The 4,513-nt window shown below is 34.6% G+C and carries 6 protein-coding genes and 1 pseudogene; 5 read left to right on the top strand and 2 right to left on the bottom strand.

All coding sequences use genetic code 11. The features are described 5' to 3' along the window. Positions 1 to 411 precede the first annotated feature (411 nt). The 4 genes from D0T57_RS15050 (at position 412) to D0T57_RS15065 (ending at position 2,437) form a co-directional block, all read left to right on the top strand. A complete protein-coding gene (locus D0T57_RS15050; protein WP_163274296.1) occupies positions 412 to 1,065 on the top strand; it encodes a hypothetical protein in 654 nt (217 codons plus the stop codon). A 203-nt stretch (positions 1,066 to 1,268) separates the two neighbouring features. Beyond that, a complete protein-coding gene (locus tag D0T57_RS15055) occupies positions 1,269 to 1,586 on the top strand; it encodes a hypothetical protein (RefSeq protein ID WP_163274297.1) in 318 nt (105 codons plus the stop codon). A 31-nt stretch (positions 1,587 to 1,617) separates the two neighbouring features. Then, the gene (locus tag D0T57_RS15060) at positions 1,618 to 1,977 is read left to right on the top strand and encodes a hypothetical protein (protein ID WP_163274298.1); all 360 of its coding nucleotides are present in this window, start codon (positions 1,618 to 1,620) and stop codon (positions 1,975 to 1,977) included. A 10-nt stretch (positions 1,978 to 1,987) separates the two neighbouring features. After that, positions 1,988 to 2,437 (top strand): hypothetical protein, encoded by a 450-nt coding sequence (locus D0T57_RS15065; RefSeq protein ID WP_163274299.1) that lies wholly within the window; start codon positions 1,988 to 1,990, stop codon positions 2,435 to 2,437. 275 nt (positions 2,438 to 2,712) lie between these two features. Here D0T57_RS15065 and D0T57_RS15070 read toward each other — a convergent pair whose 3' ends face one another. Together D0T57_RS15070 and D0T57_RS15960 are read right to left on the bottom strand one after the other, a co-directional pair. Next, on the bottom strand, positions 2,713 to 3,588 hold the full coding sequence (locus D0T57_RS15070) for an IS3 family transposase (RefSeq protein ID WP_368666938.1): 876 nt from the start codon (positions 3,586 to 3,588) through the stop codon (positions 2,713 to 2,715). Then, positions 3,585 to 4,010 (bottom strand): hypothetical protein, encoded by a 426-nt coding sequence (locus D0T57_RS15960; protein ID WP_255490632.1) that lies wholly within the window; start codon positions 4,008 to 4,010, stop codon positions 3,585 to 3,587. Before D0T57_RS15960 ends, D0T57_RS15070 begins: the two co-directional genes overlap by 4 nt. 26 nt (positions 4,011 to 4,036) lie before the next feature. Between D0T57_RS15960 and D0T57_RS15075 the strand changes: the two are divergent. Beyond that, a pseudogene (locus tag D0T57_RS15075) lies at positions 4,037 to 4,513 on the top strand (recombinase family protein); the annotation flags it as partial.

The following is a 4,513-nucleotide window of genomic DNA, read 5'->3' on the forward strand; positions in this document are numbered from 1 at the left end:
TTTGCATAAACTGATGGCTCCTTAATTTATCGTTAACTCTCTCAGCAAAGGTAAAAACTATATAAATCTTGTAAAAGATGAGGCAGACCGAATGATTACGATACAACCACTTGATGTAAACTATAATACAATAAACCATTATTCCAAATGGCTTAATAGTCTGGAGGGAGCGGGTAAGCTTGTGTATAGTTTAGAATTGAGCAGTTGTGTAACCCATACTTCACTAGCCCTTAATATGTCAGGCATTTTTAACGTTGGTATACATCCGTATTTACTTCATGCTCAGATGTACTTATGGGGTAATGGAATTAGACCTTGGTCTTTTAGTTATTTTTATAATCGTTAATTTTGTACTCAATGAAAAAACATATAGTATTCTTATTTTTTTTGATATTGGTAATAAGTCCAAATATGTTAGCTCAAGTTTATCATATGCAACAAAGAAATTTTGAAAATATTCCTCACGAAATATTAGATAATATCAATGAAATGGGAATAGATTGTGATTTATACTTGACTAAATTAGAGGGGGAATATTTTAATGCTCTTTATCAAGTAAATAAACAAGAATATAATTTATGTGGTAAAAAAATATTTTTTTTAACAGGTAGTCTTGGTAAAACGAAAAGTAATAAGAAAATGTATTTTAAAGGGGAAAGGAGTCGCTTTAAATCAAATAACTCTCCTAGTATTGGAACATTACACCTTTTTGATATTGAGCAAAAAGAGCAATCTGGTGGCTATGATGGAGCGATTGTATATTGGAGTAAAAAATTCACTTCTACAAAAGACATCGTCAAAATCTTAAAAAAACACAACTCTTCAAATAAAAATTGCTCAATAAAAAAGATTTCAGTATTGGAGATGACAAAAAAAAATAATTATTACATGAAAGTTGAATTTAATAATTGTACGAATAAGGAAGATAGAATTAAATTAGTAAAAGCGGAATTTTATAAATATAACTCAATAGAGATTGATATTCCAATAACTGTTATTGAATCTTCAGATAAATTATATCAAATATATAGATATGAAATTAATATCGAGAGAGTAAAGGATTAGATTCGTAATGCGTTGAATAACCTGTTGAGGTATAGTGATCCGAGTGGGGAGTTTTGGCATATTGTAATAGGTGCAACTGTTGGAGGAGCTATTAACTGGGTTGCGCACGGATGCAAATTTGATGCAGAGGGGCAGCCGCTTTTGGCATTGGAGCTTTAGCCGGAGGAGTAGGTGCCGCTACGTTTGGTGTAGGGCTTGGTGCAATGGGAGTTGCAGGCGCAGGAATAACCAGTTTGGGCGCAGTAGGAGGCGGAGGATTTTTTGCCGGACTTACGGCAGGGGCTTTTAGCTACATGGCTTCTACCCCTATATTGACAGTCGGTAACCATGTCGCATTTGGAGATCCTTTACCTACGCCCAGAGAATACCTGTCAGGCCTGGCTCTGGCATCAGTAGGCTCAGGAGTGATGCAAGGATGGGCTGCTCATTCTCAAGGTGGCAATTTCTGGAATGGCGACCCTAAGATGAGCCGGATATTTGATATTCAGGTATCAGCAATTGACCCAGGGCAACGCGACTAGATCTGCGCCAAATAACGCTGATGATGTATTGATGGAGGAGGTTGGAAATAAAACGGTTGATACTTTTCTAAAAAGTAGAACACCTAGTAGCGTTATTTCAGAAGATGTGAGAAATTCTTTCTTGGAGCATTTTAATTCAAATAATCGCCATCTAGATCTTAATTTAACAGACGATGTGATTTTATCCAATGTTGAAAAAGTTGTATATAACAATATAAACAATCTACAACCAGGTAGTAATACAATGCAAGGTACAATAAATAATATACAAAAAACAATTATGGTTTATACTGACAGAAATGGAGTAATTAAATCCATGAACTTTTATCCTGGTTATTCAAGTAGGGTTCCTCAAAATTCAATAATTATGTACGGAAATTTAAGATGGTAAATTTTTTATTATGATTAGAAGAAAAGTTATTAAAAATATTCATGCTTTAGATTTAATAGAATCGGCATCTTACAATGTTTCATGTATTGTTGTTGAGGATATGGATCTCAGATTCGAACATTTTCAAGAGTTATTAAATATTGAAAACTGTATTATAGAGAACTTACAATTAGATGCTACCTGGTTCCTACAGGGTCTAATTTTCAAGAATAATATAGTAAAAAATACAATAACATATGAGATGGGAGGACATAATAAAGAAATAATATCTTTTGAAAGAAACATTTTTTGTGGTTTTTTTCATTTTCTAGATTGTCATTTTGAGAATAAAGTTATATTTAGAGATAATATTTTTGAAGAAGGATCTAATCTTTTAGGAAATAGAGGGAAAGGGTTTCAAAATACTTTTACTAATGGTATTATAGTAGAGAACAATATTGGAGATATTGGGAAAGAATGATAAAATATTGGCGTCCCTCTTTCTTCTTATTTGAATTTCAACTTATTAATACTTTTAAGAAATATCTATTGATTAAGAAACTTACTTTATTTTTATGTTACTTTAATTTTTTCTTTTGTAATTATCAAGATATTGATTTAACAGTAGATATTCCGAAAGAAATTCAAAGTAATGAGGTTGTCTTCTTGTCTGGAGCAATCTGTAATAAGGCCTATTCATAAATGACTCGTCCTAAAAAGCCGTTACAGGTTTGATTAGACAAAAATATTAATAATTTATGAGATAGTTGTCGGGCTAGCCCTACAACTATCTTTGTTTTTATACGTTCTGATCTCTATACTTTTCTGTTTATGCATTTCAGCAGGAGTTTTCATATAGCATGCCCAATGAGGTCTTTTCGTATTGTAAATACGGACAGCATCTTTTACCAAAAGTTTCATAGTGTTGATGTCAACCTGATAATCTTCCAATAAAAATTCCTGTTTAAGTATACCATTAACCCGTTCAGCAATTGCATTAGCATAAGGATCATAACTTTCAGTCATGCTTGGTGTTATCCTTTTTGCATTCAACAACCTTTGATAATCGTTGCTACAATACTGCAAACCCCGGTCGGAGTGATGAATCAGTCTATTTTTATAGCACCGTTGCTTTATAGCCATATTCAAAGCTCTTAAAGAGCCCTCCGTCGCCAAGCTATTCGAGATATCATACCCCATTATCTTCTTAGAATATGCATCCGTAACCAGCGCCAAATAACAGTTTTTGTCTCTGCCGCCAATATAAGTTATATCTGATACCCAGACCTGTTCCGGATGTTTTAATGGCATATCGACTATAAGATTTTTATGCTTCCTAAAGCGATGATGAGAGTCGGTGGTTATCCGATAGTTTCTTTTGGGTTTGATTAACATATGATTAGCCTTTAGGATGGATAAAAACTTATCGCGTCCTATCTTTAGTTTCTTTAATGGGGCATAAAGAAGATAATATAACTTTCGAAAGCCAATGCGTGGCATATCTCTGCGTATAGATTCTACCATAGCTACAACTTGTTTGGCTTTATACTGCTTTTTCTTCCTTGAACGGATAGAACGATAATAAACCTGTCTACTTACCCCGAGCAATCCACAGGTGGAGGTTTTGCTCACTTTGTATTCTTCTGAGAATCGGTCAATTGTTCGGGTAAGGAGTTTTTTCGGATAGGAATATTAAACTCTTTTTCCGCCATATCGATCATCATATCAAAGAAGATAGCTTTCTTATCTGAAGTTTCGGCTTGTTTCTCTAATAAAGCCTTCTGCTTTTCCAACAACTTGATTTTCTGCTCAAGTTCCAGAATCTTTTGATCTTTACTCTTTGGCATGTTACTTGGTGTTTGATTTTCCCAGTCAAAGGTTCCATATTTTCTGAGCCAATTGATTACTGTAGCATTTCCTTGAATGCCATATTTACGCTGAGCGCCTGTAACTGAGAGTTCTCCACGTTCAATCTCGGAAACTACTGACAACTTAAAGGATACACTGTAATCCTTTTGAGTACGCCTTACATACTCATTCTTAATTCCTTCCATAAAATTCGTTTTGCTGTAACGCTATTTCAGGACCAGACAATAATCATCGTCCTAAATTAGCAGAAGCATTAGAACAATGCAGACAAACCGGTTCTATTCTAATTTGTGGCAAATTGGACCGTCTCTCCCGCAATGTAGCATTTACCAGTCGGCTGTTAGAAAGCGATGTCGAGATTGTTTTCTGCGATTTTCCCAAAGCCAATCGATTCATCCTGCATATCATTAGTTCAATTGCAGAGTATGAAGCCAACCTAATTTCAGAACGCACCAAACAATCATTAAGGGCGAAGAAGGATAAAGGAATTAAGTTAGGTAAACCGGAGAACCTGCTGAATAATCATGCGCGGGCAATAGCTAATAGCATCAAGACTAATACGGCAAAAGCCTTAACTAACGAGAACAATAAACGTGCCTTAGCCCTTATTTTAATGATGAGAAATCAGAGTAAAACATATTTGCAGATTACTCATGCACTCAATCGGCAAGGATTCAAGACCAGCAGA

The sequence above is a fragment of the Dysgonomonas sp. 511 genome (genome assembly GCF_010501105.1).
Taxonomy (GTDB): domain Bacteria; phylum Bacteroidota; class Bacteroidia; order Bacteroidales; family Dysgonomonadaceae; genus Dysgonomonas.